This window comes from Donghicola sp. (genome assembly GCF_025210255.1).
In the GTDB taxonomy this organism is placed as follows: Bacteria; Pseudomonadota; Alphaproteobacteria; order Rhodobacterales; family Rhodobacteraceae; genus Donghicola; species Donghicola eburneus.
On the sequence record NZ_JAOARZ010000022.1, the window covers coordinates 45,682 to 70,006 of the forward strand.

23 protein-coding genes and 1 pseudogene are annotated in these 24,325 nt (G+C 61.0%); 16 read left to right on the forward strand and 8 right to left on the reverse strand.

All coding sequences use genetic code 11. The features are described from left to right. The first annotated feature begins 118 nt into the window (after positions 1-118). On the forward strand, positions 119-802 hold the full coding sequence (locus N4A58_RS07510) for a YoaK family protein (RefSeq protein WP_293708660.1): 684 nt from the start codon (positions 119-121) through the stop codon (positions 800-802). A gap of 59 nt (positions 803-861) precedes the next feature. On the opposite strand, the gene gatB is transcribed toward N4A58_RS07510, so the two are convergent. From gatB to pepN, 3 genes are all read right to left on the reverse strand, one after another. After that, the gene (gene gatB, locus N4A58_RS07515; RefSeq protein WP_293708662.1) at positions 862-2,373 is read right to left on the reverse strand and encodes an Asp-tRNA(Asn)/Glu-tRNA(Gln) amidotransferase subunit GatB; all 1,512 of its coding nucleotides are present in this window, start codon (positions 2,371-2,373) and stop codon (positions 862-864) included. 115 nt (positions 2,374-2,488) lie between these two features. Next, positions 2,489-3,358, reverse strand: coding sequence for a 1-acyl-sn-glycerol-3-phosphate acyltransferase (locus N4A58_RS07520; RefSeq protein ID WP_293708664.1), 870 nt, complete (start codon positions 3,356-3,358; stop codon positions 2,489-2,491). Between the two features lie 130 nt (positions 3,359-3,488). Beyond that, positions 3,489-6,041 (reverse strand): aminopeptidase N, encoded by a 2,553-nt coding sequence (pepN, locus tag N4A58_RS07525; protein ID WP_293708666.1) that lies wholly within the window; start codon positions 6,039-6,041, stop codon positions 3,489-3,491. A gap of 105 nt (positions 6,042-6,146) precedes the next feature. Between pepN and N4A58_RS07530 the strand changes: the two genes are divergently transcribed. The 3 genes from N4A58_RS07530 to N4A58_RS07540 are packed head-to-tail and all read left to right on the forward strand — an operon-like array spanning position 6,147 to position 8,013. Then, the gene (locus N4A58_RS07530) at positions 6,147-6,344 is read left to right on the forward strand and encodes a hypothetical protein (protein WP_072707153.1); all 198 of its coding nucleotides are present in this window, start codon (positions 6,147-6,149) and stop codon (positions 6,342-6,344) included. 11 nt (positions 6,345-6,355) lie between these two features. Continuing rightward, a complete protein-coding gene (locus tag N4A58_RS07535) occupies positions 6,356-7,840 on the forward strand; it encodes an FAD-binding domain-containing protein (RefSeq protein WP_367176811.1) in 1,485 nt (494 codons plus the stop codon). 2 nt (positions 7,841-7,842) lie between these two features. Then, entirely contained in the window at positions 7,843-8,013 is a 171-nt protein-coding gene (locus N4A58_RS07540; protein WP_293708669.1) for a DUF2256 domain-containing protein, read from the forward strand. 51 nt (positions 8,014-8,064) lie between these two features. Here the strand turns inward: N4A58_RS07540 and N4A58_RS07545 are convergent. After that, a pseudogene (locus N4A58_RS07545) lies at positions 8,065-8,286 on the reverse strand (DUF1294 domain-containing protein); the annotation flags it as partial. A 77-nt stretch (positions 8,287-8,363) separates the two neighbouring features. Between N4A58_RS07545 and N4A58_RS07550 the strand changes: the two are divergent. Continuing rightward, the gene (locus tag N4A58_RS07550) at positions 8,364-9,137 is read left to right on the forward strand and encodes a gamma-glutamyl-gamma-aminobutyrate hydrolase family protein (RefSeq protein ID WP_293708671.1); all 774 of its coding nucleotides are present in this window, start codon (positions 8,364-8,366) and stop codon (positions 9,135-9,137) included. 56 nt (positions 9,138-9,193) lie between these two features. Here N4A58_RS07550 and N4A58_RS07555 read toward each other — a convergent pair whose 3' ends face one another. Beyond that, on the reverse strand, positions 9,194-9,928 hold the full coding sequence (locus N4A58_RS07555) for a hypothetical protein (protein ID WP_293708673.1): 735 nt from the start codon (positions 9,926-9,928) through the stop codon (positions 9,194-9,196). Between the two features lie 133 nt (positions 9,929-10,061). Next, positions 10,062-11,255 carry a kynureninase gene (gene kynU, locus N4A58_RS07560; protein WP_293708675.1) on the reverse strand — a complete coding sequence of 398 codons (1,194 nt, stop codon included), beginning with the start codon at positions 11,253-11,255 and terminating at the stop codon, positions 10,062-10,064. 234 nt (positions 11,256-11,489) lie between these two features. On the opposite strand from kynU, the gene N4A58_RS07565 reads away from it, so the two are divergent. The 5 genes from N4A58_RS07565 to N4A58_RS07585 all read left to right on the forward strand — a co-directional run bounded on the left by N4A58_RS07565 (position 11,490) and on the right by N4A58_RS07585 (position 17,103). Beyond that, positions 11,490-11,951 carry an isoprenylcysteine carboxylmethyltransferase family protein gene (locus N4A58_RS07565; RefSeq protein ID WP_367176814.1) on the forward strand — a complete coding sequence of 154 codons (462 nt, stop codon included), beginning with the start codon at positions 11,490-11,492 and terminating at the stop codon, positions 11,949-11,951. Between the two features lie 128 nt (positions 11,952-12,079). After that, positions 12,080-13,654 carry a Re/Si-specific NAD(P)(+) transhydrogenase subunit alpha gene (locus N4A58_RS07570; RefSeq protein ID WP_293708677.1) on the forward strand — a complete coding sequence of 525 codons (1,575 nt, stop codon included), beginning with the start codon at positions 12,080-12,082 and terminating at the stop codon, positions 13,652-13,654. Between the two features lie 13 nt (positions 13,655-13,667). After that, positions 13,668-15,086: an NAD(P)(+) transhydrogenase (Re/Si-specific) subunit beta gene (locus N4A58_RS07575; RefSeq protein WP_293708679.1), complete on the forward strand. Its 1,419-nt coding sequence runs from the start codon at positions 13,668-13,670 to the stop codon at positions 15,084-15,086. Between the two features lie 342 nt (positions 15,087-15,428). After that, positions 15,429-15,683, forward strand: coding sequence for a hypothetical protein (locus N4A58_RS07580; protein WP_072707145.1), 255 nt, complete (start codon positions 15,429-15,431; stop codon positions 15,681-15,683). A 136-nt stretch (positions 15,684-15,819) separates the two neighbouring features. Continuing rightward, positions 15,820-17,103 (forward strand): DUF3422 family protein, encoded by a 1,284-nt coding sequence (locus tag N4A58_RS07585; RefSeq protein WP_293708681.1) that lies wholly within the window; start codon positions 15,820-15,822, stop codon positions 17,101-17,103. On the opposite strand, the gene N4A58_RS07590 is transcribed toward N4A58_RS07585, so the two are convergent. After that, positions 17,039-18,124, reverse strand: coding sequence for a YeeE/YedE family protein (locus tag N4A58_RS07590; protein WP_293708683.1), 1,086 nt, complete (start codon positions 18,122-18,124; stop codon positions 17,039-17,041). The genes N4A58_RS07585 and N4A58_RS07590 overlap by 65 nt on opposite strands. A 273-nt stretch (positions 18,125-18,397) precedes the next feature. Here N4A58_RS07590 and N4A58_RS07595 point away from each other — a divergent pair, with 273 nt between their 5' ends. The 6 genes from N4A58_RS07595 (at position 18,398) to N4A58_RS07620 (ending at position 23,069) form a co-directional block, all read left to right on the forward strand. After that, entirely contained in the window at positions 18,398-19,558 is a 1,161-nt protein-coding gene (locus N4A58_RS07595; protein WP_293708685.1) for a M20 aminoacylase family protein, read from the forward strand. Between the two features lie 75 nt (positions 19,559-19,633). Next, a complete protein-coding gene (locus N4A58_RS07600) occupies positions 19,634-19,813 on the forward strand; it encodes a YqaE/Pmp3 family membrane protein (protein WP_072707141.1) in 180 nt (59 codons plus the stop codon). Then, positions 19,810-20,163: a DUF4112 domain-containing protein gene (locus tag N4A58_RS07605; protein WP_293708689.1), complete on the forward strand. Its 354-nt coding sequence runs from the start codon at positions 19,810-19,812 to the stop codon at positions 20,161-20,163. The genes N4A58_RS07600 and N4A58_RS07605 overlap by 4 nt, the downstream gene beginning before the upstream one ends. Before the next feature lie 59 nt (positions 20,164-20,222). Beyond that, entirely contained in the window at positions 20,223-21,026 is an 804-nt protein-coding gene (locus N4A58_RS07610) for a glycosyl transferase (protein ID WP_293709286.1), read from the forward strand. Positions 21,027-21,102: 76 nt separating this feature from the next. Then, entirely contained in the window at positions 21,103-22,071 is a 969-nt protein-coding gene (locus tag N4A58_RS07615; protein ID WP_293708691.1) for an XdhC family protein, read from the forward strand. Next, positions 22,071-23,069, forward strand: coding sequence for a molybdopterin-binding protein (locus N4A58_RS07620; protein ID WP_293708693.1), 999 nt, complete (start codon positions 22,071-22,073; stop codon positions 23,067-23,069). The genes N4A58_RS07615 and N4A58_RS07620 overlap by 1 nt, the downstream gene beginning before the upstream one ends. 112 nt (positions 23,070-23,181) lie before the next feature. Here N4A58_RS07620 and N4A58_RS07625 read toward each other — a convergent pair whose 3' ends face one another. Then, complete coding sequence (locus N4A58_RS07625; protein ID WP_293708695.1) at positions 23,182-24,264, reverse strand: hypothetical protein; 1,083 nt, start codon at positions 24,262-24,264, stop codon at positions 23,182-23,184. Between the last annotated feature and the right edge of the window lie 61 nt (positions 24,265-24,325).

Consider the following 24,325-nt stretch of genomic DNA (forward strand, 5'->3'; position numbering starts at 1 on the left):
TCCATATTATAATTTCTGATAAAACCGCAAAGGTTCTAAGCCGAGTGCAGAACTGATCGAGATGCTTGGCTGATCACTTTTCACGCCCCTCTGAAGCAACCCCAAGGCAGGCCCTGAAATGCTCATCCGTGTAGGAAGCGCGCGTACTGAGACGATTGACCTTGTTTTGGCGGGGGTGTTGTCGTCGGTGGCGGGGGCTTTGAATGCGGTCGGGTTTCTGGTGGCCGGATCGTTCACCGCGAATATGACCGGAAATATCTCTGCAATGGCGGATCAGGCGGCGGTGGGCGCGTTCGGGGTGGCTTTGTCCTTTGGCGGGCTCGTGGTCGCGTTCGTGCTGGGCGCGGTGTGCGCCGCACTGGCCGTGATGGCGGGCGAGCGGCGGGGGTTGCGGACGGTGTACGCTTGGGTGGTCATGGCCGAGGCGGTGGTGCTGATCGGCCTTGGGGGCGCGATGGTCGCCGATCTGCCAGAGCAGACCACGCTGGTGGTGGTGCTGAGCTTTGTCATGGGCTTGCAGAACGCGGTGACCACGATGATTTCCAAGGCGCGGGTGCGGACGACCCATGTGTCGGGCATGGCGACCGATTTGGGGATCGAGTTGGCGGCGGTCTTGGACAAAGGCTCGGCGCGGCAAGAGGCGGTGCCCAAGCTGAAGCTGCACGCGCTGACCCTGCTGAGTTTCGCGGTCGGCGGGGTGGCTGGCGCGCTGCTCTATGGGCTGGTGGGCGCGTGGCTGTTTATTGGCGCGGCTGGCGTTCTGCTGGCGCTGGCGATCCCCGAAGCGGTGCGCGGGCGCTGACAGTCGGGCATGAAAAAAGGCGCCTTGCGGGGCGCCTTTGGTCGTTTTGGTGGGGGCGGTTAGAGGCCCAGTTTGGCCATGACCAGATCGTTGACGGCCTTGGGGTTGGCCTTGCCGCCGGTGGCTTTCATGACCTGACCCACGAACCAGCCCGCCAGTTTGGGGTTGGCTTTGGCCTTTTCGACCTGTGCGGGGTTGGCTTCGATCACTTCGATCACGGCGGCCTCAATGGCGCCGGTGTCGGTGACCTGCTTCATGCCGCGCTCTTCGACAATGGCTTCGGGGTCGCCGCCTTCGGTGTAGACGATTTCAAACAGATCTTTGGCGATCTTGCCCGAGATCGCGTCCGAGGAAATCAGGCCGACGATCTTGCCCAGTTGCTCGGGCGAGACGGGGCTGTCGGTGATGTCCTTGTCGTCTTTCTTCAGGCGGCCAAAGAGTTCGTTGATGACCCAGTTGGCCGAGAGCTTGCCGTCGCGGCCAGCGGCCACGGCTTCGAAGTAGTCGGCGGCCTCGACCTCGGCGGTCAGGACGGACGCGTCGTATTCCGACAGGCCCAGTTCGGTGACAAAGCGGGCTTTCTTCTGGTCGGGCAGTTCGGGCAGGGATGCGCGGATGTCCTCGATGAAGCTGTCTTCGATTTCGAGCGGCAGCAGGTCGGGGCATGGGAAGTAGCGGTAATCGTGTGCTTCTTCCTTGGAGCGCATGGAGCGGGTTTCGCCCTTGTCCGGATCGTAGAGGCGGGTTTCCTGATCGACGGTGCCACCGCCCTCGACGATCTGGATCTGGCGGCGTGCCTCGTATTCGATGGCTTGCTGGATAAAGCGCATGGAGTTCATGTTCTTGATCTCGCAGCGGGTGCCGAGGTGGCCGAAGTCGCCGGTTTCGATGAACTTCTCGTAGGCGCCCTGACGGCAGATCGACACGTTCACGTCGCAGCGCAGGTTGCCGTTCTGCATGTTGCCGTCACAGGTGCCGAGGTAGCGCAGGATCTGGCGCAGTTTGCCGACGTAGGCTGCGGCCTCTTCGGGGCCACGGATGTCGGGGCGGCTGACGATTTCCATCAGCGCAACGCCGGTGCGGTTCAGGTCCACGAAGGACATGTTGGGGTCCATGTCGTGGATCGACTTGCCCGCGTCCTGTTCGAGGTGGATGCGTTCGATGCGGACCTTGCGCGAGACGCCGGGGCCCATGTCCACGATGATTTCGCCCTCGCCCACGATGGGGTGGTAGAGCTGGCTGATCTGGTAGCCCTGCGGCAGGTCGGGGTAGAAGTAGTTCTTGCGGTCAAAGGCCGACCACTTGTTGATCTCGGCGTTGATGCCCAGACCGGTGCGCACGGCCTGCGCGACGCAGAATTCGTTGATCACGGGCAGCATGCCGGGCATGGCCGCGTCGACGAAGGCCACGTTGCTGTTCGGCTCTGCGCCGAATTTGGTCGATGCGCCCGAGAACAGTTTCGCGTTCGAGCTGACCTGCGCGTGCACCTCGAGACCGATGACCAGTTCCCAATCGTATTTGGCACCGGCGATGACTTTGGGTTTCGGGGGCTCGAAGGTCAGATCAAGCATGGGGGCCTCGTTTGGCTAACGGAATCCAATTGGGGCGCGGGTGCGCCTGCTGTTGCCAGAGGGATTAGCCCATGCGTGCGGGGGGATCAACGGGCGCTGTGGTGTGTGGCCCGTGTTAGCCCAACTGTTTCACCCATTTCGGGCGGCGGGTGTTCTGCACCAGATCCACTGTAGGGGCATAGCGGCCGCCCAAAGCCAGCGTCGCTTCGCGCAGCATTTCGATGCCCTCTTCGGATTTGACGGGTAGCGCCTTGGCCGAGATCGGCTCGCCCACGGTGATGCGGAAGGGCTGGCGGTGCTTGTTCAGGGTCTCGTGGAACAGAGTGATGTCGCGCAGGGTCGGGTGGATGAAGTCGAACAGATAGAACAGCGCCGAGTTGCGGGCGCGAATGTTCACCGGAATGACGGGCAGGTCGAACTTGCGCGCGATCATCGCGGCCGAAGCCATCCACGGGCGTTCGTGCAATTTCAGTTTGCGACGTTTCGCCAGACGGCCCGAGGGGAAGATCACGCCAAGGCGGCCTGCGTCCACGGCCTTGCGGGTGTAGGCCATGGTTTCGCGGGTTTTGCCGTGGCTGCGTTTGTCCTTGCGCCATTCGACGGGGGCGATCATCGCGTCGAACTGGGGCAGGATGCGCAGGATGTCCGAGTTGGCGTAGAAATACGCATCATCGCGGACGTTCTGGATCACGTGCTGCAGGATGATCCCGTCGGCGATCCCCGTGGGGTGGTTGGCCACGATCAGGGCCGGACCCGAGGCGGGGATGTTGTGCAGGCCGGATGCTTCGACATCGCGGGCCAGAAGGCCGGCCATGTGTTCCATGATCTGCGGGGCGGGCATGTGCTGGACATGTTCGCCGATGCTGATCGTGCGATCATAGCTGAGCATGGAATTCAAAAGGCCCCGCGCCATGCGGGTGCCGGGGCGGTCCGCGAACAGCCAAGGGGCACGTTCCGAAATCAGAGGGTCGATGCGATCTTTCATGTCCGAGTCAGACACCAGAATTTCTTGAAGGTAATGTGACAACCGCGAAGTAGGGCGATTGTTTCCTAGGCTAGTAAAAATGGTGTGACGGGCAAAGCGCAGTGGCGCGATCTGCCCGTCTTTGGCAAAGTTATGCCGCTAGAATACGCCCGACCATCTCTGTCACGTCGCGAGACAGGTCCGGCTTTGCAGCAATGCGCTCCAGCTGTTCGCGAATCATGGCTTGGCGGTCGGCGTCGTAGCGTTTCCACGTGTCGAAAGCGCTGCACATGCGGGCGGTGGTCTGGGGATTCACCGTGTCCAGTTTGATCAGCCAGTCGGCCATGGTCCGGTAGCCATCGCCTGAGGGATGGTGCAATCCGGCGGGATTTCCGGCCAGCGCGCCAAAGACCGCACGGAATCGGTTGGGGTTCTTCATGTCGAAGTCGGGGCGAGCGGTCAGTGTTTCGACCACCGCCGCTGTGTCGTCGGGTTCCGCCAGCATGACCTGAAGGCCGAACCATTTATCCATGACCAGACGGTCGCCGTTCCACTGCTGTTCGAACTTGGCCAGAGCGTCTGCGCCGGTGCCTGCGCGGATCAGGCAGGACAGGGCCGACAGCTGCTGGGTCATGTTGTCGGCAGCGTCGTATTGGGCCTGCGCCGCTGCGCCATTGTCGAGCTTGGTCAGCAGGGACAGAGCGGTGTTCGCCAGCGCGCGTTTGCCCGATTGTTCGGCGTTGGGCAGGTAAGGTTCGGTGACCGTGTTCGCTTCTAGCAGGGCGAGAAGGTCGTCTTTCATATGCTCTGCGATGGCGCGGGACAGGGTTTTGACGGCCCTGTAGATCGCCATGGGATCGGGGGTCACGCCGCTGGAAAACAGGGTCTGAGCGATATCGTCTTGGGACGGCAGGGCCATGGCCAGAGCGCGGAACGCGGGGTCTTGGGTGTCGTCCAAGGCCATCTGGCGCAGGGCATCTAGGAAGCCTGTGTCGGGGTTCGTCCCTTTGGTGATCATGCGCACCAGCACGTCCTTGGCTAGCGCGCGGCCAGCCTCCCACTTGTTGAAGGGATCGGTATCGTGCGCCAAGAGGAACGCGCGTTCCTCGTTGTTGGTGTCGCGGTGCAGGACCACGGGCGCGCTGAATTCTCGCAGGATCGAGGGGATGGGGCGCTCGGCCAGATCGTCGAAGCTGAAGGTTTGCTCGGCCTCGGTCATTTCCAGCAGGGTCGTCGGGACGATTTCAGAGCCGTCATGGGCCAAGAGGCCGACCGCAATCGGGATCACCAGCGGCTGTTTGTCGGGTTGGCCGGGGGTGGGCTTGGTTTCCTGCTTGAAGTGCAGGTTGTATTTGCCGTTCGCCCACTCCTCGGTCACGGTCAGGTGGGGGGTGCCCGCCTGTGTGTACCAACGCTTGAATTGGGTCAGGTCGCGGCCGGTGGCATCCTCGAACACGGCGATCCAGTCTTCGATGGTGCAGGCCTGACCGTCGTGGCGCTGGAAGTACATGTCGAGCGCGCGGTAGTAGTCCGTCTCGCCCACCAGACGGTAGAGCATGCCGATGACTTCGGCGCCCTTCTCATACACAGTCGCGGTGTAGAAATTGTTGATTTCCTGATAGGATTCAGGGCGCACGTTGTGGGCGAGGGGGCCTGCGTCCTCTCGGAACTGGCGGCCGCGCAGCATCAGGACGTCGCCGATGCGTTTCACGGGGGCGGACCGCATGTCCGAGGTGAACTGCTGGTCGCGGAAGACCGTCAGACCCTCTTTGAGGCACAGCTGGAACCAGTCGCGGCAGGTGATGCGGTTGCCGGTCCAGTTGTGGAAGTATTCGTGGGCGATGATGCCTTCGATCCGTTCGAAATTGGCGTCGGTCGAGGTTTCGGGGCTGGCCAGGACGGCCGAGGAGTTGAAGATGTTCAGCCCCTTGTTCTCCATCGCGCCCATGTTGAAGTCGTCCACGGCGACGATGTTGAACAGGTCGAGGTCGTATTCACGACCGTAAACATCCTCGTCCCACTTCATCGAATCCTTCAGGGCCTGCAGGCCGAATTCGGTCTTGCCTTCGTCGCCCGGACGGACCCAGAGGTTCAGGGCCACTTCGTTGCCGGAGCGGGTGGTAAAGGTGCCGCTGGTCGCGCGCAGGTCTCCTGCGACCAGAGCAAACAGATAGGCGGGTTTGGGCCACGGGTCGGACCATTCGGCCCAGCCGTCGCCCTGATCCACGGGGTTGCCGTTGGACAAGAGGACAGGCAGGTCGCCCTCGATCCGGACGTGGAAGGGGGCCATCACGTCGGGGCGGTCGGGGTAGTAGGTGATCTTGCGAAAGCCCTCGGCCTCGCACTGGGTGCAGTACATGCCGTTCGACATATAGAGCCCCTCGAGTGCGGTGTTGGTGGCGGGGCTGATCTCGACCTCGGCTTCCCACGTGAATTCGTGGTCCGGCACCTCGGCGGTTAGGCCTTGGGCGGTCAGGGTCGGATTGGCGTCGTGCCCATCAATCTTGGCGCTGATCAATTTCAGCTGTTCGCCATGCAAAAAGAAGCTGCGATCGGTGGTGTCGGGGTTGGGCACAAAGTGGATGCGGCTGATAACGCGGGTTGCCTCGGGCGCCAGTCGGAAGGTCAGGCTGACCTCGTCGATCAGGAACGCGGGGGGCGTGTAGTCGGACAAATAGAATGTCTGGGGGGCAGCGTCTTTCATCGCGTCTCCTAAAGTCTTTTGGGTTCGAGTGTGGAACCTGACCCCGACTCTATGTGTTGTTTTGTGGAATGGAACCACCAACTCGGAACAAAGGAGAATTTTCTCATGTCTGCACCGGACACCAACCTTGACCGCCAGAAGAAGCAACATAAACCCTCTTTGTGGGGCATCGGTGCCGCCGGTGTTTTCGGCGTCGCGCTTCTGTTGGTGATCGTCATGGTTTCTGTTGGCGCGAACGAGAAAGTCGCCGAAGATGGCGCGCCGTCTGACACTGCCCCCTCTGCTGTTGGCGTCGAAGAATAACGGGGGGCCTGTTGGCCGCAATCGTCTGGTTCAAAAGGGATTTACGGGTTGTTGACCACCCTGCGCTGACCTATGCGGCGGCGCGGGGCGACGTCTTGGCTCTGTATATCGTTGAGCCGGAGCTCTGGGCGCAGAGTGATGCGTCCGGTCGCCAATGGGCATTTGTTTTAGAGAGTTTGAGAGAGCTGCATGTGGCCTTGAAAAGGCTGGGTGTGGCTCTTTGTGTCCGTGTGGGGGACGCGGTGGATGTGCTGGAGGATTTGCGCGTCCGGCACAAGATCACAGAGGTCGTCGCCCACGAAGAGATCGGCAATGGTTGGACCTATGCCCGCGATCTGCGGGTCGGCGCTTGGGCGCGGGGGACGGGTGTTCAGTTCACGGAATTGCCCCAGACCGGCGTCGTGCGGCGGCTGACCTCTCGCAATGGATGGGCGGGTCTGCGGGACCGGTTCATGAGTCAGGATGTCCTGCCTGCGCCCGTGGGTCTGCGCGGGATTGCGGCAGTGTCCGATCCGATGCCTGATCTGGGGTTGGTGGACCCTTGCCCCGACCGGCAGAAGGGCGGGCGGTCCGAAGGACTGGCTTTGCTGGACAGTTTCTTGAGCCTACGCGGAGAGCACTACCAGCGGCAGATGTCGACGCCCTTGCAAGGGGCGGTCGCCTGTTCGCGGATCTCGCCGCATTTGGCGTGGGGGACACTGTCTGCCCGAGAGGCCGAGGCAGCGGGTGCCGCGCGCAAGCGGACCGCTGTTGGCGGGTGGAAAGGGTCCCTGAGGGCGTTTGAGTCGCGGCTCGCGTGGCGGGACCACTTCATGCAGAAGCTCGAGGATGAGCCCGCGATTGAATACCGCGCCATGCACCCAGCCTACCAAGGTTTGCGAGAGGACGACCCAACCCTGCGCCGCGCATGGGAGCGGGGTGAGACGGGGCTGCCGTTTCTGGATGCCTGCATGCGGTCGCTGGCCGCGACGGGATGGCTCAATTTCCGTATGCGATCGATGGTGATGGCGGTGGCGAGCTATCACCTTTGGCTGGATCGGCGGCACACGGGGGCCCATCTGGCGCGGCAGTTCACCGATTACGAGCCGGGGATCCACTGGTCTCAGGTCCAGATGCAGTCGGGCACCACGGGGATCAACACGCCGCGCATTTATAACCCGATCAAACAGGGGCATGATCAGGACCCCACGGGCACGTTTACCCGCCGGTGGCTGCCGGAATTGGCTGCTGTACCCGATGCCCTGCTTCAAGAGCCTTGGAAGTGGGAGGGCGCGGCCAAGCTGGCCTATCCCGCGCCTGTGGTGGACGTGCCTGCCGCTGCGCGCGCGGCCCGCGACCGCATCTGGGCGATCCGGCGCGATGCGGGGCACGCCCCCGCAGCCGCCCGCGTGATTGAACGGCACGCCAGCCGTCAGGACAGCGCCCGCCGGTTCGTCAACGACCGCAGCCCGCGCAAACGCGGCGGCGATTCCCGCCAGATGTCACTGGACCTGTGATCATGGCCAAGATGCGCCGCAAATCCGATCTGCCCTCGAAAACCTGCGTCACCTGTGGGCGCCCGTTCTCATGGCGTAAGAAATGGGCGAAGGTCTGGGATGAAGTCCGCTATTGCTCTGATCGGTGCCGGTCCGAACGCCCCAAAGCTGGCCAGACCCCAGAGCGCCAGTAGCACCAGATGGAACGCGCAGATGCGGTTCAAGCGGCGGGCAAAGGGTTGTTTCGTCGTCTTGTGGGTAAACACTTTCTGACCCGCCTTGGCGCCCACGCTGCCGCCGATAAAGGCCAGAAAAAGCAGGCGAAATTCCGGTGTGCGGCGCTTTTTTAGAATGGCGCGCAGTTTGTCCCAGCCGAACAGCAGGAACGTCAGGCCGTTTACCGCCAAATAGGCGATCACTGCCCAAGTTTGCGGCGCCACGTCTAAAAGTCCGGAAAATCCCTGCACAGCCCACCCTTTACTTGCGCACTTTCTTAGCGGCGCCGAAAAGCCTATCTTTCTTTTGACCCAATCGGAGGAACACTATGTCCCGGCCCGTTGTCGGCATCATTGGAAACCACGCCCTGCTGGACACCAGCTATCCGGTCCACGCCGGAGGCACCATGAATTCAGAGGCTGTCGCCGATGTGTGTCGCGCGATCCCGCTGATCGTGCCTGCCGATCCGCGCTACGTGTCCGTCTGCGATCTGATGGAGGCGTGCGACGGCTTTCTATTGACCGGCGGGCGGCCGAACGTCCACCCCGAAGAATACGGGGAAACTTGGACCGAAGCCCACGGCACGCCCGACCGCGCCCGCGACGCGATCACTTTGCCTTTGGTGCGGGCCTGCGTGGAACGCGGTCAGCCCATTCTGGGAATTTGCCGTGGTTTCCAAGAGGTGAACGTGGCCATGGGTGGATCGCTTTATCCCGAAATCCGCGATCTGCCCGGGCGGGATAACCACCGGATGCCTCCCGATGGCACGATCGAAGAAAAGTTCGCCCTGCGCCACGAGGTCAGCTTTACCGAGAATGGCCCGTTTCACCGCATGATGGGCGCGCAAAAGGTGATGACGAACACCTTGCATGGCCAAGGGATCAAGGACGCAGGCCAGCGCATCGTGATCGACGGCTACGCCCCCGACGGCACGCCCGAAGCCATCTATGTCAAGGACGCACCGGGCTTCACAATGTCCGTCCAATGGCACCCCGAATGGAACGCCGCAAACGATCCGGTCTCACGCCCGCTCTTCCAAGCGTTCGGCGAGGCTTTGGCCGCGTGGCACGCCCACCGCAGACCGCAAAAGCTGACGGCCTAAGCACTCTGGGCTTCTTTTTTCCTCAAATTCTCTGCGGCTCTGCGCGCGCCGCAGTCTCAGCGTTTGTGGATCACCGCAACCTGATCACGGCGCTTCTTGTCGTACCTGACCTGAAACATGAAAACGCCAGAGATATCTTGGCGATGCTTGGCAAATTCCGCTGAAATCTCGGGATCGGAATGGGTAAAGACACCTGTTTTTGCATATTCCGAAAACAAGGCTGCGGTCTTGGTGATCCCGGGTTTTTCATAGGGCCGCGGCTGCCAGCGCAAATCCTCGATAATATACAGACCTCCGGAGGTCAGTTTCGGGAATAACTCCAGAAAGGCATTCTGCTGATGGTGCGAGGCATGGGATGCGTCGTCCAGTATGACATCCAGTTCGGGCAGGGTGTCCTTGGCCTCTGCGATTTTGGCGCGGTCATCCATGTCGCAGCGGATGAACTGGAAACGCGGGGCTTCGAACCAGCTGAAGTCAGAGACATCCAGCCCGTAAATCTCGGCTCGAGGAAAATATTCCAACCACATCCGGATTGAAGGGACATCGGTCGTTTTGCGATCCGCAGATTCGCCCATCTCTGGACCGCCGATTTGCAAACCCATCTCGAGAAACCGCAGCGATTTGTCCCTTAGGGGCAAAAAGAGCATTTGGTAGAGTTCGCTATACCTATGCTTGGTACTGCCTTTGTCAGAGCCATATCTGTCGGCAAGGTCGGTCAGGTTGACCTGCCCGATCCCAACGCGGGCCGAGGCAGGCAGGGGTTTGCTGTCTGGATAGGTCGTGCCGCTCATCTGATGGTGCCCCGTACTTGGTCTGCTCAAATTAACCCTTTGTTAGCCTTTACAATGGCAGTGGCATGGGGCTGCAATCAATCGCTTTGTGATATTATGGTCGAATTCTATCCATCTGGCGGTGCCTGAAGTGTTAGGTCACCGCCGCGCGGGCTTTGTATTCGGGGCGGTCCCACAGACGGTTCTGCATGACATCTGCGATGATCTGCACGGCGCGGGTGACGTCTTCCATCCCGATGTAGAGTGGGGTGAAGCCAAAGCGCATGATGTCGGGCGCTCGGAAATCGCCGACCACGCCGCGGGCGATCAGAGCTTGCATGGCGGCGTAGCCTTCGTCGAACCGGAACGACACTTGGCTGCCGCGCTGGGCGGGATCGCGCGGGGAGGCGAGGGTCAGCTCCGGACAGGCAGACTCGACCCCTGCGATAAAGGCTTCGGACAGTTCGATCGAGGCGGCGCGCAGCGCACTCATGTCGACCGTATCCCAGATGTCGAGCGCGGCATCCAAGGCGGCCAGCTGGATCACCGGCGGGGTGCCGCAACGCATACGGGCAATGCCTTCGCCCGCGCGGTAGGTCTGTTCAAACGCAAAAGGGGCAGCGTGGCCGAGCCAACCCGACAGGATCGGGCGGGCCATATCCGCGTGCTGGGGCGCGACATAGATAAAGGCGGGCGCGCCGGGGCCGGCGTTCAGGTATTTATAGGTGCAACCTACGGCGAAGTCGGCATTTGCGCGGCTCAAGTCCACGGGGACTGCGCCAGCAGAGTGGGCCAGATCCCAGACGGTCAAAGCGCCTACCGCGTGGGCTTGGGCGGTCAGGGCGGCCATGTCGTGCATGCGGCCTGTGCGGTAGTCGACTTCGGTCAGCATCAGGACGGCGACATCCTCGGTGATGTGCGCGGCGACGTCCTCGGGGGCGACGACTCGCAATTCGTAATCGGGGCCCAGTGCGCCAAGCAGCCCTTCGGCCATGTAAAGGTCCGAAGGGAAGTTTCCGCTGTCGGAAAGCACGACTTTCCGATCTGGGCGCATTTGCAGGGCGGCGGCGAGGGCTTGGACGACTTTGATCGACAATGTGTCGCCGACCACGACGTGGCCTGCGGGGGCACCGATCAGACGCCCGATCCGGTCGCCAAGGGCTGCCGGTTGCGCCATCCATCCGGCCTTGTTCCAGCCGCCGATCAGCATCTGTCCCCATTCATCGGTCACCGTGCGGGCGACACGATATGCGGTGGCGCGGGGGAGGGGGCCAAGAGAGTTTCCGTCCAGATAAACAAGCCCTTCGGGCAGATCGAAGAGCGCGCGGGTGGCGGTGAAATCGGTCATGAAAGCTCCTTTGGCGTCTGGGGGTGGATGGTGACCCGAGGACAAGGGACCCGCAAGAGGGGACGCGGCGGCACGTGCCCCGCTGGGCATAGGCGCTGACCGCAACAATCTGCGAAAAAAGATGCATTACAGTCACGGAATTGCGACCTTACGCCACGATCCGATGGTCTGACTTGCACCCATGCTGCCATGCGGCAAGACTGCGCGAGCGTTGAGAAGAAGAGGGAGGTCAGATTGCGCAATCCGGTTCAGTGGATCGATATGCCACCGGTGTGGCTGCTGGCTGCTATTGTTGCAGCCTATGTGATCGGTCAGATCGAGCCGATGTGGCTGACCTTTGGCGGGCAATGGGCGCAGCTGGTGGCGGGCGTGTTGATCGGCGGGGGCCTGATCCTGCTGGCGCTGGCGATCTATGAGATGCGCAGCAAACGGACGACAGTGATTCCCCACCAAGAGGCGGATCATCTGGTCACCTCCGGCATCTTCAGGCGCTCTCGAAATCCCATCTACGTGGGGGATATGTTGATTTTGGCAGGGTTTATTCTGCGGTTTGATGCGGTGCTAGCGCTAACCCTCTTGCCAGTCTTTGTCTGGGTGATTGAACGTCGCTTTGTCATTCCCGAGGAGGATCGTCTAAGGCGAAAGTTCAGGGCGGAATACGCGCGATATTGTCTTAAAACCCGCAGATGGATCTGACGAAGTTTCAATCATAATGATCATGAAAATTGCGTGCTTGTGAAATAATCTTGCGCAAGTTACACGAAATCTATCCGTAATAACCTCTTCCAGAGGTGGTTTACGTTAAGTGAAGGGGGACTATACCTGTGAAAATCGGAACACCAAAAGAAGTGTTCGAGGGGGAGCGTCGCGTTGCGATGACTCCGGACTCGGCACTTCAGCTGCAAAAGCTGGGGTACGAGTGTGCCATCGAAACCGGCGCTGGTGAGGCCGCTGGCTTCTCCGATGCAGCGTACGAAGCGGCGGGTGTCGAAATTCTGCCCACCGCGGCGCAGCTGTTCAAAGCCGCGGACATCATTGCCAAGGTTCGTGAACCCAACGAAACCGAAGCCAAGCGCCTGAGCGCTGACAAAACGCTGATCAGCTTCTTCTGGCCTGCGCAGAACGCAGAGATGCTGGAGCTGTGCAAATCCAAAGGCGCAAGCGTCATCGCGATGGACATGGTGCCCCGCATCAGCCGCGCACAGAAGATGGACGCCCTGTCGTCGATGGCAAACATCGCCGGTTACCGCGCGGTTATCGAAGCGGGTAACAACTTTGGCCGCTTCTTCACCGGTCAGGTGACTGCGGCGGGTAAAGTGCCCCCCGCGAAAGTGCTGATCGTTGGCGCCGGTGTGGCCGGTCTGGCCGCGATCGGGACCTCGACCAGCCTCGGTGCGATGACCTATGCGTTCGACGTGCGCCCCGAAGTGGCCGAGCAGATCGAATCCATGGGTGCCGAGTTCGTCTATCTGGATTTCGCAGAAGAGACACAGGACGGCGCGGCCACCGGCGGCTACGCGGCTCCTTCGAGCCCCGAGTTCCGTGAAGCCCAGCTGAAGAAGTTCCGTGAACTTGCGCCCGAGATGGACATCGTCATCACCACCGCTCTGATTCCGGGCCGTGATGCACCTGTCCTGTGGACCAAGGACATGGTCGAGATGATGAAGCCCGGCTCGGTCGTGGTTGACCTTGCAGCCGAAAAGGGCGGTAACTGCGAGCTGACCGAAAAGGACCAGCGCGTTGTTTCCGACAATGGCGTTGTCATCATCGGCTACACCGACTTCCCCAGCCGTATGGCGACACAGGCGTCGACCCTGTACTCGACCAACATCCGTCACATGATGACCGACCTGACCCCTGAAAAGGACGGTCAGCCGAACCACAACATGGAAGACGACGTGATCCGCGGTGCGACCGTGACTCACGAGGGCGAGATCACCTTCCCGCCGCCGCCGCCCAAGGTGAAGGCCATCGCGGCCCAGAAGCCCAAGGAAAAGACGCCGGAACTGACGCCCGAAGAAAAGCGTGCAGCCGAAGTCGCGGCATTCAAGAAAGAGACCAAGACCCAAGTGACGCTGCTGGCCGTTGGTGGCCTGCTCTTGCTGGCTGTTGGTCTGGTGGCGCCTGCAAGCTTCATGCAGCACTTCATCGTGTTCGTTCTGTCGGTCTTTATCGGTTTCCAGGTCATCTGGAACGTCAGCCACTCTCTGCACACTCCGCTGATGGCTGTGACCAACGCGATCTCGTCGATCATCATTCTGGGCGCGCTGATGCAAATCGGTTCGGGCTCGTTCTTGGTGATCCTCCTTGCCGCGCTGTCGGTCTTTATGGCTGGCATCAACATCTTTGGCGGCTTCCTCGTGACACGGCGCATGCTCGCCATGTTCCAGAAATCGTAAGGAGTAGACGATTATGGACTTTGGTTTCACTACGGCGGCATACGTCGTCGCGGCCATCCTCTTTATCCTGTCGCTGGGCGGTCTGTCCGGTCAGGAAAGCGCAAAGCGCGCTGTGTGGTACGGTATCGTCGGCATGGCGCTGGCGGTTTTCGCAACGCTGGTCGGCCCAGGTTCGGGTCTGTGGCTGCTGTCGCTGATCCTCGTCGCGGCGGGCGGTGCCATCGGCTTTGTGGTCGCCAAGCGCGTCCAGATGACCGAGATGCCCCAGCTGGTTGCTGCGATGCACTCGCTGGTGGGTCTTGCGGCTGTGTTTGTCGGCTTTAACGCGCACATCACCATGAACGCTGTTGCGGGTGGTGACGTGTCTGGTGCCTTTGCCGATCTGATCGCGCACAAGTCGCCGGTCGAGCTGAACATCCTGCGTGTTGAGCTGTTCCTTGGTATCTTCATCGGTGCTGTGACCTTTACCGGTTCGGTGATCGCATACGGCAAGCTGGCGGGCAAAGTATCGTCGGCGGCAACCAAGCTGCCCGGTGGCCACATCCTGAACGCAAGCGCTGCGGTTATCTCGCTGCTCTGCCTGTTCTGGTACTTTGGCACCGGTGGCTTCTTCCCGCTGTTCATCATGACCCTGCTGGCGCTGTTCATCGGCTACCACCTGATCATGGGTATCGGCGGCGCGGACATGCCCGTTGTGGTTTCGATGCTGAACTCGTACTCGGGTTGGGCCGCGGCTGCGATCGGCTTCAGCCTTGGCAACGACCTGCTGATCGTTGTGGGTGCGCTGGTTGGTTCGTCCGGTGCGATCCTGTCGTACATCATGTGTAAGGCGATGAACCGTTCGTTCATCAGCGTTATCCTTGGTGGCTTTGGCGGCACCTCTGGTCCTGCGATGGAAGTCGAGGGCGAGCAGATTGCAATCGACGCAGACGGTGTTGCCACCGCTCTGAACGAAGCAGACAGCGTCATCATCATCCCCGGCTACGGCATGGCGGTGGCTCAGGCGCAGCAGTCGGTTTCGGAAATGACCCGCAAGCTGCGTGCGGCTGGCAAAGAGGTGCGTTTCGCGATCCACCCCGTTGCAGGTCGTCTGCCCGGTCACATGAACGTTCTGCTCGCAGAGGCCAAAGTGCCGTACGACATCGTTCTGGAGATGGAAGAGATCAACGACGACTTCCCCGAGACCGATGTTGTCATCGTCATCGGCTCGAACGACATCGTGAACCCTGCCGCACAAGAAGATCCCAACAGCCCCATCGCCGGCATGCCGGTTCTGGAATGCTGGAAGGCCAAGCAGGTGTTCGTGTCCAAGCGTGGTCAGGGTACTGGCTACTCGGGCATCGAAAACCCGCTCTTCTACAAAGAGAACACCCGTATGTTCTACGGCGATGCGAAGGCGTCGATCGACAGCCTGCTGCCGATGCTGAAGTAATTACTAACCGATTGGTTAGTAAATTTAGGCCGCTTCCGGAGACGGGAGCGGCCTTTTTCGCGCCTAAGGCTTGGGCAGTAAGGTCTTTGACCTCAATCAAAAAAGGGAAAAGTCTCAGTCTGAGACACGCGCAAAGCAAGGATTGCAAGATTGTGTAATTGCAGAAGTGGATACATCCAATAGTCTAAAACAGGCAGCCGGACAGGCGTTATGAAGAATGGTAGGACAAACTACCGTGCATGTCCGACGAAGATGACATCGTTAAAGGGTCGCCGCAGACCGTGCAATTGCGAGTTCCGCCCCCGTTTTTGGGCCACTGAGGATTGGAAGTAGGAACTCGATATGTCCGTATCTTATGCACTGTTGAACCGCATCGAAGAGCGCCGCGCTGCTGCGCCTGTTGTGCCTGACCTGCAGCAGGAATACGTGATTGTGTTGGCGGAGAATGGCGGTGAAACCCGCGAGCTGATTATGCCCCGCGCGCCCGACATCCAGACACTGGCGCGGATCGCGCCTAACGCGGTTCTGGCAGAAGTCCGTGTGCGCAGCAATCGGTCGCACCCTGGCGGACGCGACCCGTTTTTCGCGCATAAATAAACACTTAGGGGTGTGCGGGCTGCCATTTGAGCTTCGGTATACAGTTGCGCACATATAACCCACTGAAAATGCGAACTATTTTCTTGTAAGGCGGCCGGAAATCGGTAGCTTGCATAGAAAGATAAAAGGTTCGCTGATGACTACCATTTCCGATCACCCGCTGCGTTACGCCTTAGCGAACGAATTGCATGCCCGCCCGTTTCCAATGTTGGCGGCGCCGTGCCGCGCGATTTTCCTGGCGGTAAAGAAGCAAAAGGATGCGGCCAGTCGCGACAAGTCGCAGGATCGGGATCATCTGCTTGCGCTGCTTGACCGTTATGGGGCCCCCCATCCGCAACCGGGCGCGACCCATTGGTCGGGGCAGATTGGCAAACACATCCTGAAATGGGAACAGCACACCGAGTTCATGACCTTTACGGTCTTTCTCGAAGGGCTGGGGGAGCGTCCCTTTGACCCCGCGGATTTCGAGGTATTCCCCGAAGGCTGGCTGAACGATGCGCCGGGTGTGCGCGTGACCTCTGCGATGGTGCGAATCGAGCCCGAGGGATCGCCCGAGGAGATGCAGCGCAAATGCGACGACTGGTTCGTGGCAGAAAGCATGGCGATCAGTACCGTTTTGGACAACGCAGCGACCATCGCGGGCGATTTCCGAATCGATCCTGCGGGGCATATGCGGTTCGTGATCTTCCCCGCCGAGCATACGGGGGAGCGCCGGATCGGGCGCATCTTGCAGCGCCTGTGCGAGATCGAGACCTACAAGAGTATGTCGATGCTGGGGCTGGCGCGGGTGCGCGCGATGTCTGACCAGCTGGGAGAGGTGGACGCGCGTCTGACCCGCTTGATGTCGGACATGAGCAGCGCGACCCATGACAAACCCGAAGAGACCCTGCATTCGCTACTGACGATCTCTGCCGAGCTAGAGAGCCTGCAAACGCAGGCTGCGTTCCGGTTCGGGGCAACAGGGGCCTATGAGGCGATTGTAAATCAAAGGATCGAGGTGCTGCGCGAGGCGCGGGTGTGGGGGCGTCAGACCTTTGCCGAGTTCATGATGCGGCGGTACGACCCTGCGATGCGGACGGTGAAGTCGACGGAACGGCGCTTGGCCACCATGTCGGATCGCGCGATCCGCGCTGCGCAACTGCTGCAGACCCGTGTGGATGTGGACCGTTCGGCCCAGAACCAAGCGCTGCTCGAAAGCATGGATCGCCGCGCCGACCTGCAACTGCGTCTGCAAGAGACTGTCGAGGGCCTGTCGGTCGTGGCGATCAGCTATTATGCGGTCAGCTTGGCGACTTATCTGCTCGCCCCTGTAGGCAAGCTGGTCCATCTGGAAAAGACCGAGCTGACGGCTTTGGTCACTCTGCCGGTTGTAGTGATTGTGTATCTGATGATCCGGCGTATCCGGAACCAAGTGCACTAGTGCGGTCCACGGAGCGGGCGGCAATCGCGCCGCCTGCTGCGATGGACAGGATCGCGATGATCGCGGCCAGCCCCAAGGTGGGCACGCCCGACAGACCTGCGCCGATGGTGCAGCCGCCCGCCAGAACACCGCCAACGCCCATCAGTGCGCCCCCGGTTAGGTAACGGCCCATCTGCGCGGGGCTGTCAAAGCTCTGCCATGCAAAGCGGCGACCGATCAGGCTTGCAACCAGCGCGCCGATCAGAACGCCCGCGACCACGCCGCCACCAAAGCTCGGCGAGACAGCCGTGCTGGCGATCACGTAGAACAGGCTGTCGGCCATGGGAGCAGTGAAGGCGAGGCTTTCGAGCGCAATCGGGTCAAACTCGTCCAGCAGCACATAGCCGGTGCCGACCCAAGCAGCGGGGATCAGCAGGCCGAGGATTGCGCCGGCGATAAGGGTCAGAGGCTTGATACGGGCCGTGATTCCGTAGGCCAGCGCGGGCACAGCGATCAGCAGGCTCCAGACCAGAGCGCCGCCGGGCAGGTCGGACAGGGTGCTGATGCCAGGCTCGACTGTGACGCTTCCCAGTGACAGACGCAGGGGGGCCAAGACGCCTTTGAGTGTGGCGTGGGCGACGATGGCAAACACTACCATAACGACCAGCGCACGCAGGTTGCCGGTGGCGCTCAGGATCGTCAGGCGGGTGATGCAGCCGCGGGTCAGGACCATGCCGATGCCAAAGGCCAAGCCGCCAAAGACGAGCGCCAGAATGGGCAGGGCAGTGGTCGTGTAGCGGTGGCCGCCGAAATCAATCAGGCCTGCCATGACGGCGCCTTGGGTGCCAAGGATCGCAAAACCCAGAGCCCAGAGCCACAGACCACCTGCCGAGCGGCGCTCTGCACGGGGGCCAGCGACGGCGCGGCGGAAACAGAAACGGGTCGGCTCTGCCAAGAGGCCAAAGAGCAGACCTACTGCAAGTGCCAGCCAGACGCTGGCTTCGCGCGGGGTGATGTCCCCCAGTCCCAGTTGTTCAAACATCGCGCACCCTTTCGGAAATTCGGAATTCTGTTCTCAAATGCTTGGGCATTAACAGTCTGGCAAGGCTTTACACTATGGGGTCGAGGAGTCCATGTGGGAAACTGTTCCGATTGCGCGATGCTGCGCAGGACAAGCGTTGTGATGGCCTTCGGCTCGGGTGATGGTGGTTGTCAGAAGCAGGGGCGGGGCAGTGGGACTGTCCTTTTCTGCCCCGAACACTGGAAGTCGCGCTCTGCGGGCGTAGCTTTGCCCCAGACTAAATCGGAGAGCGTTATGCCGCTGAAGAATCGGTTTGCCGAAATGTTGCCAGAGATCACCGCGTGGCGTCGGGATTTCCACGCCAATCCAGAGTTGCTGTTCGACGTGCACCGGACCGCCGACACCGTGGCGGACAAGCTAAAGGAATTTGGCTGTGACGAGGTCGTGACGGGGATTGGCCGGACGGGCGTTGTCGGCATCATCAAGGGCCGTGAAGAGGGGCGGACGGTTGGTCTGCGCGCGGACATGGATGCCTTGCCGATCCTAGAGGCGACGGGCAAACCCTATGCCAGCCAGAACCCCGGCAAGATGCACGCTTGTGGGCATGACGGGCATACTTCGATGCTACTGGGGGCCGCGAAATATCTGGCCGAGACGCGGAATTTTGCGGGCACTGCTGTTGTGATCTTTCAACCCGCCGAAGAGGGCGGCGGTGGCGGCCGCGAGATGTGCGAGGACGGGCTGATGTTCCGTTTCGGCATCGAAGAGGTCTACGGCATGCACAACTGGCCCGGCATTCCTGCGGGCAAGTTCGCGATCCGTCCAGGCGGGTTCTTTGCCGCGACGGACCAGTTCGAAATTATCATTCATGGGCGCGGTGGGCACGCGGCGAAACCCCATGAAACCACCGACCCGATCGTGACCGCGTCTCATGTGGTGACGGCCATGCAGACGATCGCCTCTCGCTCTGTGGACCCTGTGCATCAGGTGGTGGTCTCTGTCACCTCGATCGAGAGCAGCTCCAAAGCGTTCAATGTGATCCCCGAAGAGGTCACGATGAAGGGCACGTTCCGCACCTTGGACAAAGAGGTGCGCCACCAGACCGAAGAGCGGATAAAAGCGGTGGCCACCCAATCGGCAGCGGCCTTGGGGGCAGTGGCAGAGGTGAAGATCTACCACGGCTATCCGGTCATGGTGAACGCGGACGAAAACACGGTTTATGCGGCGGATGTGGCGCGGTCCTTGACTGGTCAGTGTGACGAGGCACCACTGATCATGGGGGGCGAGGATTTCGCCTATATGCTGGAGGAACGACCCGGGGCCTACATCCTTGTCGGGAACGGTGACAGCGCGCCCGTGCACCACCCCGAATATGACTTCAACGACGAGATTATCCCAGCGGGTTGCAGCTGGTTCGTTGGCATGGTCGAGGCGCGCCTGCCACTCAGCGCCTAAGATTTTCGGAACCTTTTGGGGCTTGCGTGGTTGTCTCTGCAAGACACGAACGCAACCCCGAAAGGACAAGAAGTCATGGATATCATTCGCATTATCGTCGCAATCTTCCTGCCCCCGCTGGGTGTTTTTCTGCAGGTGGGTATCGGTAAATCCTTCTGGATCAACATTCTGCTGACCCTGCTGGGCTACATCCCCGGTATCGTCCACGCCGTCTACGTCATCGCGACTGTGGGTCCGGATCATCGCCACGCATGATCGACGAAAATCAAATAAGACGGCTTGAGAGAGCCGAGCGCATGGCGCGGTTGATGGACCGCGCCTTTCGCGTGCCCGGCACGTCGATCCGGTTCGGGTGGGACTCTATTCTGGGTCTCGTTCCTGGGGTCGGGGATACGGTGGCGCTGATCCCGTCGCTTTATATTCTGGGGTTGGCCCATGGGTCCGGCGCCTCTATCGGTTTGCTGGCCAAGATGGTCTGGAACATGATTCTGGACTGGTTCATTGGCCTGTTTCCCTTGGTCGGCGACCTGCTGGACGTCGGGTTCAAAGCAAACATCCGCAACGCCCGCCTGTTGCGCGATCATCTCGAGTCTCTGCCCGCGTGATTTGCCAAATGCGCCCCGCCACGATAAGCCGCTGATCATCACGGACCATCAGCGGGGCGATCATGCAGCCGGCCAACATTATCTGCATCAAATGGGGCACCTTGTTTGGCCCTGAATATGTGAACCGGCTCTATTCCGGTGTGCGCCGGAACCTGAACCTGCCCGTCCGGTTTTTCTGCATGACAGAACATTCCGAAGGCTTTCACCCCGATATCGAAGTTTTGGACCTGCCGTCCGAGCCGTATCAGGCGGAAATGGACGCGGCGCTCGCTGTGGCAAACCGCCAAGGCGCGATGCGCAAAACCTCTTTGTTCCGGTCCGGTCTGATCCCTGATCTGCAGGGGCCGATCTTGGGCTTTGATCTGGATGTGGTGATCACCGGCGATCTAACCCCGATCTGGGAGATGGCCCCGGGCAAGGTCGCCATGCGCCATGACTGGACAGAAAAGCGCAAGGGCCGCCCGACCGGCCATGGCAGCGTGTTCCGCTACGATCCGGCTGTGCACGGCTACCTTTATAACGAGCTGGCCACCGACACCTACAAGGTCGTCGAAGAGGCGCGCGGGTCAGAGCAGCGCTACACATCGCACAAGGCGATGGAAAAGGGTGATTTCGCCTACATTCCCGATGATCTTGTGGTCAGCTTTAAATACGACTGCCTTGGTCTGCCGCCCGTGAACTATTTGCGCGATCCGATCCTGCCCGAAAACGCGCGGGTCGTGTGTTTTCATGGACGCCCCAAAATGCCCGAAGCGATTGCTGGGTACAAAGGCTCTTTGATCCGATACTCGCGTCCCTGTGCATGGCTGCAGGACCATTGGGTTGACCGCGCCCGCGCCGACTTGGGCGACAAGTGGGCGTGACCTCTGCATAACTGCACCTTTGGTGCCCTTGCGTTCTGCTTCGGGATGGTGCCACGATCCCCGCAGGAGGACCCCTATGACAGACCGTTTCGAAGACATCCCCGAGCGCGCATTGACGTGGCATCGCGCGGGCCGCGGCGCTGCGCTGGCCACTGTGGTCGAGACGTGGGGCAGTGCGCCCCGCCGCGTTGGCAGCATGCTGGCGATTTCGGGCGATGGCGAGATGGCAGGCTCGGTCTCTGGGGGCTGCGTCGAGGGGGCGGTGGTCGTCGAGGCGATGGAAGCCCTAGAGGACGGTAAGCCGCGTCTGTTGGAATATGGTGTCAGCGATGGTGATGCGTTCGCGGTAGGCCTTGCCTGTGGCGGAACAATTCGCGTTTTGGTGCAGCCCATCGGGTCGGCTTTGCCCGAAGAAGTGTTGGCAGAGCTTGTCGCGTGCCGTGCTGCGCGCACGCAGGTTGCCTTGGTGACGGATCTCGAAGAGGGCGAGCCGCGCCTGAGCACCGATGGCTATGCGGAGCGTTTCCGAATGGACCGCTCTGGCGTCGAAGAGGACGGGCGCACTTTTGTCGCCGTCCACAATCCGCCCTTGCAGATGGTGATCGTGGGCGGTGTCCATATCGCCCAAGCGTTGGTGCCCATGGCGCGGATCGCTGGGTTCGACCCAATCATTTTGGACCCCCGCGAAAGCTTTGCGAATGCCGCACGGTTTCCCGACACCCGTATCGTCACCGAATGGCCGGATGAGGGGATCGACCTGATCGGCATCCACGCCCGCACGGCCTTGGTCCTGTTGACCCACGACCCGAAACTGGACGATCCGGCGCTCATGCGCGGTTTTGACAGTCCGGCGTTTTACATCGGGGCCTTGGGATCCAAGCGGACTCACGCCAAGCGGGTTAAGCGATTGACCGAGGCGGGCGTCTCTGCTGCGAACATCGCTCGGATTGACGCGCCGGTTGGCATGGATATCGGTGCCTCTGGTCCTGCAGAGATCGCGGTCTCTATTCTGGCGCAGGTCATCGCGTCGCTGAGGCTTGGTTGATGCAATTCGGACCAGTCCCGCTAAAGCACGCAGTTAGTGCAATCCTCGCGCATTCGATTGGTACGGCATCGGGGCGCCTGCGCAAAGGTTTGGTGCTGACAGAAGAGCACATCGAAACCCTGCGCATTGAAGGACACGAGCAAATCATTGTCGCCAAGCCCGAGCACGGCGACATCCCCGAAGACGTTGCGGCTGATCGTTTGGCCAAAGCGATGGCAGGCCCGAATGTCCTGCGGACCGATGCCTTCACCGGCCGTGTGAACCTGATTGCGCCGGGGCCGGGGGTTGCTGTCCTGAACGCTCAGGCGATCCGGCAGTTGAATGGGATCGATCCAATGATCTCTTGCGCCACCGTGCCAGAATTCCAACAAATGGCGCAGGGTGGAATGATCGCGACGGTCAAAATTATTTCCTACGCGGTCAACGGTGCCAACTTGGATGCCGCCTGCGAAGCCGCGCGGCAGTCCATCGATTTTGCACCAGTGACCCTCGGGACTGCCGATCTGTTTATCACAGAGGTGCCCGGCGGACCCGGGTCTGCAGGCGAAGACGCCATTCGCGGACGTCTAGAGGCACTGGGAATGACCTTGAGGGCGGTCCAGACCTGCCCGCACAAAACAGAGCCACTATCATCGCGTATTGCGGCCAGCACAGCAGACCTGATCCTTGTGCTCACGGGCTCTGCCACCTCGGACCCAAATGACGTGGCACCCTCGGCCCTGCGCGCGGCGGGCGGAACGGTGACCCGCTTTGGCATGCCTGTTGATCCGGGAAACCTGCTGTTTGTTGGGGAGCGGAACGGCACGCCCGTCATCGGGTTGCCCGGGTGCGCCAGATCGCCCGCGTTGAACGGGGCCGACTGGGTTTTGTCGCGCATTGCTTGCGGGCTCACCGTGAGCTCTGATGATATTGCGTCTATGGGGGTTGGCGGCTTGCTCAAGGAAATCCCCACCCGCCCGCAGCCACGCGCGCGTCGGCTACCGAAAACGGCGTCCTGATCAGCTCTTTCTTGGTGAAAATACCCACGGCGCGATGTGTTCCAAGGGCGCAGTGCTGATAGAAAAAGGCGGCCTCGCGAGAAGCCGCCTTTGTTATTGATATGGGTCTGCCTTACAGGTCGAGCGCGCCGCGCAATTGGGCCAGAACTTCTTCCAGTGCCTCGGGCGAATTCTGGGCTTGTTCCAGAGCCGCCTCAAGGGTTGTCTTCTGCAGGTCGTTCAGATCAGCACCTTGGATGATGTCCATCACACGCGCCATATCAAAGCCTTCGACCGACAGCAGCGCTTCAAGACCTTCTTCGTCTGTGCCTGCGTTGGCCTGCGCAGTCGCTGCGTCGATTTCGTCGAAATCGAGCGCTTCCTGAGCAGCTTCGCCAGCTTCGGTGGTGGTGATCAGGTCACCCTCGCGCAGTTCGTTGGCACCTTCTTCGGCTTCATCAGCGGCGGCGTCCACCGCATTTGCGGTCGCTGCGGCTGCGTTCTCGGCGGTGTTTTCGATCGCCTCGCCCGCTTCGGCAGTCTCTTCGGCGATTTCATCACCGGCTGCGTCTGCGGCTTGGGCCACGTCTTCTGCTGCCTCTTCAGTGGCTTCTTCCGCGTTTTCAGCAGCGCTGTCCAAAGCGGCGACAGCTTCGCCGGTTTCTTCTGCGATCTCGTCGCCGGCGGCATCGGCCATCTGGGCTGCGTCAGCAGCAGCTTCTTCTGCGGCTTCTTCTGCGTTTTCAGCGGCGTTGTCCAAAGCAGCAACCGCTTCACTGGTTTCTTCTGCGATCTCTTCACCCGCTGCGTCGGCCATCTGGGCTGCGTCTGCTGCGGTTTCTTCGATCGCTTCTTCTGCGTTCTCAGCTGCGATTGCAGCGTCTTCGGTCAGTTCCTGAGCGCTGTTTGCGGCGTCCTCATAGGCGTTTTCGATAGCGTTGCCCGCTGCATCCAATGCTTCGCCGGTTGCTGCGACGGCGTCGTTCGCGGCGTCCGATACAGCGTCAGCTGCGTTGCTCGCGGCGTCTGCAATGGCGTCGCCCGCTTCGGAGACGGCTTCGCCGGTTTCCTCGGCGGCTTCATCCATGGTGGCTTCGGCGGCGGCTGCATTTTCCTGAACGCCTTCGCGGATGTCTTCTTCGCCCGGACCCGTGTACAGCGTGTAGACACCCAAGGCCACAAGCACAGCGACAAGTGCGATTGCCAAATTCTTCATGAATATGATCCTCTCTTTCGTATGGCCTCCCAACGTATGCCCGAGCCCGCTGGTTCCATTG